This window comes from Lentibacillus kapialis, from assembly GCF_014646635.1.
GTDB lineage: Bacteria > Bacillota > Bacilli > Bacillales > Amphibacillaceae > Lentibacillus > Lentibacillus kapialis.
Window position 1 is genome coordinate 1 of record NZ_BMNQ01000102.1, and the last position, 3,893, is coordinate 3,893.

Annotated in this window: 4 protein-coding genes; all 4 read right to left on the reverse strand. The window is 40.6% G+C overall.

What is annotated here, in order from left to right; translation table 11 throughout:
• Positions 1–215 precede the first annotated feature (215 nt).
• From dnaI to IEW67_RS17545, 4 genes are read right to left on the reverse strand one after another with little or no spacing between them, the layout of a single operon-like run.
• Positions 216–1,148 carry a primosomal protein DnaI gene (dnaI, locus tag IEW67_RS17530; RefSeq protein ID WP_188634370.1) on the reverse strand — a complete coding sequence of 311 codons (933 nt, stop codon included), beginning with the start codon at positions 1,146–1,148 and terminating at the stop codon, positions 216–218.
• Between the two features lie 26 nt (positions 1,149–1,174).
• On the reverse strand, positions 1,175–2,500 hold the full coding sequence (locus tag IEW67_RS17535; protein ID WP_188634371.1) for a replication initiation and membrane attachment family protein: 1,326 nt from the start codon (positions 2,498–2,500) through the stop codon (positions 1,175–1,177).
• Positions 2,501–2,537: 37 nt separating this feature from the next.
• Positions 2,538–3,008: a transcriptional regulator NrdR gene (gene nrdR / locus IEW67_RS17540; RefSeq protein ID WP_188634372.1), complete on the reverse strand. Its 471-nt coding sequence runs from the start codon at positions 3,006–3,008 to the stop codon at positions 2,538–2,540.
• Positions 3,009–3,029: 21 nt separating this feature from the next.
• On the reverse strand, positions 3,030–3,422 hold the full coding sequence (locus tag IEW67_RS17545) for a cytosolic protein (RefSeq protein WP_188634373.1): 393 nt from the start codon (positions 3,420–3,422) through the stop codon (positions 3,030–3,032).
• Between the last annotated feature and the right edge of the window lie 471 nt (positions 3,423–3,893).

The following is a 3,893-nucleotide window of genomic DNA, read 5'->3' on the forward strand; positions in this document are numbered from 1 at the left end:
TTACATCATTCACCATGTATGAACGAGCTATACTATAGTTGGTGCAGACATTCATTTTCATGGTAGATGGTGGCTACGAGAAGGCGTAGCCATGTTCGTTTCTTATAAGGTCATCCATAATTTATATTTTCTGACGTTACAAGCAAAAAAGGTGTCATACCCAGCAGGTACAACACCTCTTAACTAAAGTATAATACTGCATTAAACATATGCCGTTATGAATCGCGGCGATTTTCACCGTACAACTGGACTTCCTTGCTGACTTGTTTGATCCGTTCGGTGATTCGGCCTGCTTTGACCGTTTCACTTCCGCCGCGATTTGTAATGGCAAGCTGTTCTTCCAGTTGCTCGAGACTGTAATTGGACGTAAAAAATACCGGCAGCTTTTCCATCATGCGGTACTGTAAAATAGATCCAAGAATTTCATCCCTGAACCAGGCTGACTGTGTCTCCGCGCCAATATCATCAAGCATCAGTACGTCTGTGGTTTTGAAATAATTCATTTTTTCATTAATGGAGTCGTCTTTTATGGAACTTTTCATTTCACGTACAAATTCGGGCATATAGATAAGCATCGATGATATATGATAATCTTTTAAGGCATTGGCAAGCGCACCAAGCAAATATGTTTTTCCGACACCAAAAGGTCCGTGAAAGTAAATCCCCCTTGCAGGCAGTTCAGTGCGGGCATTTTCCAGGAAAAGAAGCAGTTCACGGATGCCGACTCCTCTTTGTTTATCATGATCAATATCGTCGATCGTGGCGTTTAATATATCTTTCGGCATATATAGACTTTGAATCAGCTTATGCTGTTCTCGTTGTCTCTCAGCATCTACAAGTTTATGACATTTTTCATAAACCAGCTGAATGGCATCATTTTCGGCGCGCAGAATTGGCGAATAGCCTTGAATCATATTAATGCAGCTACCAAGTGACTCACATCGATCACATTGCTTGGATTGGGATTTATATTCATAAAGCTTAATCAGATTTTTATCAATTTCTTCCTGTGAAAGCTGCGGATACAATGAAAGAAACTCACTGATTTCAGGATCATTCAAAACTTCTTCCCTTACCTTTAAATAATTTTCCTTGAAGTTTGCATTTTGCTGCATCCACTTTTTTAATTCGGATTGTACCGGCTTCATTTATACCATCCTTAAAAATGACTATTCTACTTTTTGGAATACTTTTTGAGAAGTGCTTCAGTTTCTTCCCATTCCTTATCGGCATTGCCATGCTGATGTGCAACACCGCCGACTGTTTCCTGTTTCTGTTTCCGTTCTTTAAACCAATCCGGGATAATCTCCTTTGATGCCGGTTTCCGGTAGTTTTTAGATTTGTTTTTCCGTTGCTGATACTGTGCCTTTTGTTTTTTAGCAAATGCCATTGCTTCACTTGCCGACTTCAGATTAGCTCGCGACCAGTGGCTGGCGATTGTTTCCATATACGCTTTTGATAACTTCATATCGGTTTGCAACAGGACATAGTGAATCAGCACGTTCATAACCGGTGAGGGCAGACCCTGAGTCGTCATGACCTCCCGAATCATTTTTAAATCCTGGCCGGATGCCTGGCCACCACTCGATAAATCCTCAAGCAGGTTTTTGGGAGAGATATTTTCGAGTTTTTGAATCAGTTGTTCTTCTTTCGTTGTCGGTTCATATTCCATAGTAGTTCCGCTATCGGGTTTATTGGTCAACCTGATTGATGTCTGTTGATGTTTGGACTGAAAAAGATCATGACAGGCCTCTTTGAATTCCTTGGGGGCAAGTGTATTCTCATCCGTTAAAGCCCATAGCACAGCCTTTTCAACTTCAAATTCAGCCAGATCATATAGTGTCATCATTTGTGACATCAATGTTTTATTAGCCGCAGTCAGTACTCTCTTGACCGGAATCATGCGTGCCCGAAGCATTTGTTCCATCCACGAGAAATCAATTGATGGAATGTTTTCCTCCACAGTCTGATTTTCTTCAGAGTTGATGACCCCTGATGTTCCCGGCTGGAAAGTCTGAAAAACGTCACTGAATGAAGCGGTAATCTCCGTCCCTTTCTGATCGCATTGAACGCAAAAGTGTTCCTGTAGCATGGTGAATTTCACTTGTCCGATATGGTGATACAACAGTTGCGTGAGCATATCATCCATAAAAAATTCAGCAGGTGCAAACGGACGCTGAATGTCATACGCATATGTGGTTTGCTCTTTGGATTCCAGTTGATAAGTTTTGAGAAGGCCAATTCCTTCCAGCTTCAGTCTGGCTCGATAAATATCGTCCAGCGGCAAATTCATGTAATTCATCAACGTATGGTGTGTCTGGGGTGTTTCTTCATCCTGAAAATCAAGTTCATTAATCAGGGTAAGATACAAAGACACCGCTTGAATTCCAATCAGCGGCTGATACAGGTGTGTTAACGAATTAGTGTAACTAGAAGGTAGACTCCCCTTCAATGAAACCCGGTAGCCTTCAATCGGCAAAATCTTTCCGATATCTCGCATGATGTATCCCTTTCTTTAATCTAACTTACCGAATGATTTATTCGGATTGTTCTTTATCCGAGTTAATTAAATCTTTTAATTCATCCAAAAATACTGATATATCCTTAAATTGGCGATAAACCGATGCAAAACGGACATAAGCAACTTCATCAATCTCTGAAAGCCGCTCCATAACCATTTCACCTATTTCATTGCTTTCAACTTCTGAAATCCCAGTGTCTCGGAGTTCTTTTTCCACATCGATCGCAATGCCTTCTATCTTCTCAAGCGGGACAGGCCTTTTTTCGCAAGCTTTGATCAATCCCCTGATGAGTTTTTCACGGCTGTATTCTTGTCGTGTGCCGTCTTTTTTAACAATGATCAGTGGCACTTCTTCAATACGTTCGAATGTTGTGAAACGAAAGCCGCACCGCTCGCATTCCCTGCGTCTGCGAATCGATTGACCTTCTTCAATCGGTCGTGAATCCAAGACTTTTGTACTTTTGTTTTGGCAATTTGAACATCTCATGTTGCCCAACCCCATTCATTATTACTGCTGTTTATAATCTACCGGCGGCAGTTCCTCATCCATATATATATACAACTGCTGAATCAGTCTGTAACTATAACCAAAGTCAATCGGGAACCTTGATTCGGTTGTAACCGAAAAATCAATCGCTGTTCTGAATGGCCTGACCATTATAACAGTTGCGACAATAAACGCTTTTCTTCCCTTGATAATGGTTGCGCTGATTTCTCCGCGGTCTCTGGAAACCGCGTTAATATGATATTTGGAATTACTTTGAAACAAGTCCTCAAGCATTTTCAGGGCTTTTTCACCTGTCGTTTTATAATAGTGTGTCTGTAGTGACTGATCTGTATGTACATCATTTGTTTCAGCATGATTACTGAAATACCTTACAATAGTTTGACGAAATGACATTTTATGCACCTCATCCCCAAAAGGTCCCGGAAATGCAAATAAGCTTTTCACGATAGCCTAAGTATGTCTTTATATTGTAACATGATTTTTATTGTTTCAGTAGACTATTTTCTTAAAGATTACTACCATTACAACTGTAGTCTGGCTTCAAAATTCAAAAAATGTTCGAAAAACTCATCATTCGCCCCAGTATTTAGAGGTATAATAAATCCTTCCTTCTGCTATTCGGGTAAAATAGGGCCTGATGCAAAAAAGGAAAATTAACGTTTGAAACGAGTATCCCGCGCTGCAGATCGTTCCCTTTTTCTGTTTTCCACAGGATATACTTTCTGATGCTAAAAAATAGGCTGTTGACCAAAATCTATGGTTGACAAATTAGATGTCATTTTGACGTCAGCAGTCGCTTCGGAAAAACACTAGTGTGCTCGTCGTGTTGCAAGTTTTTCGGTGAAGCAGCACTCCTCGCAACTC

Excerpts from the sequence above, each read along its gene's own strand:
- nrdR (WP_188634372.1), bottom strand. The coding sequence starts at position 3,008 with ATGAGATGTTCAAATTGCCAAAACAAAAGTACAAAAGTCTTGGATTCA.
- dnaI (WP_188634370.1), bottom strand. The coding sequence starts at position 1,148 with ATGAAGCCGGTACAATCCGAATTAAAAAAGTGGATGCAGCAAAATGCA.
- IEW67_RS17545 (WP_188634373.1), bottom strand. The coding sequence starts at position 3,422 with ATGTCATTTCGTCAAACTATTGTAAGGTATTTCAGTAATCATGCTGAA.
- IEW67_RS17535 (WP_188634371.1), bottom strand. The coding sequence starts at position 2,500 with ATGCGAGATATCGGAAAGATTTTGCCGATTGAAGGCTACCGGGTTTCA.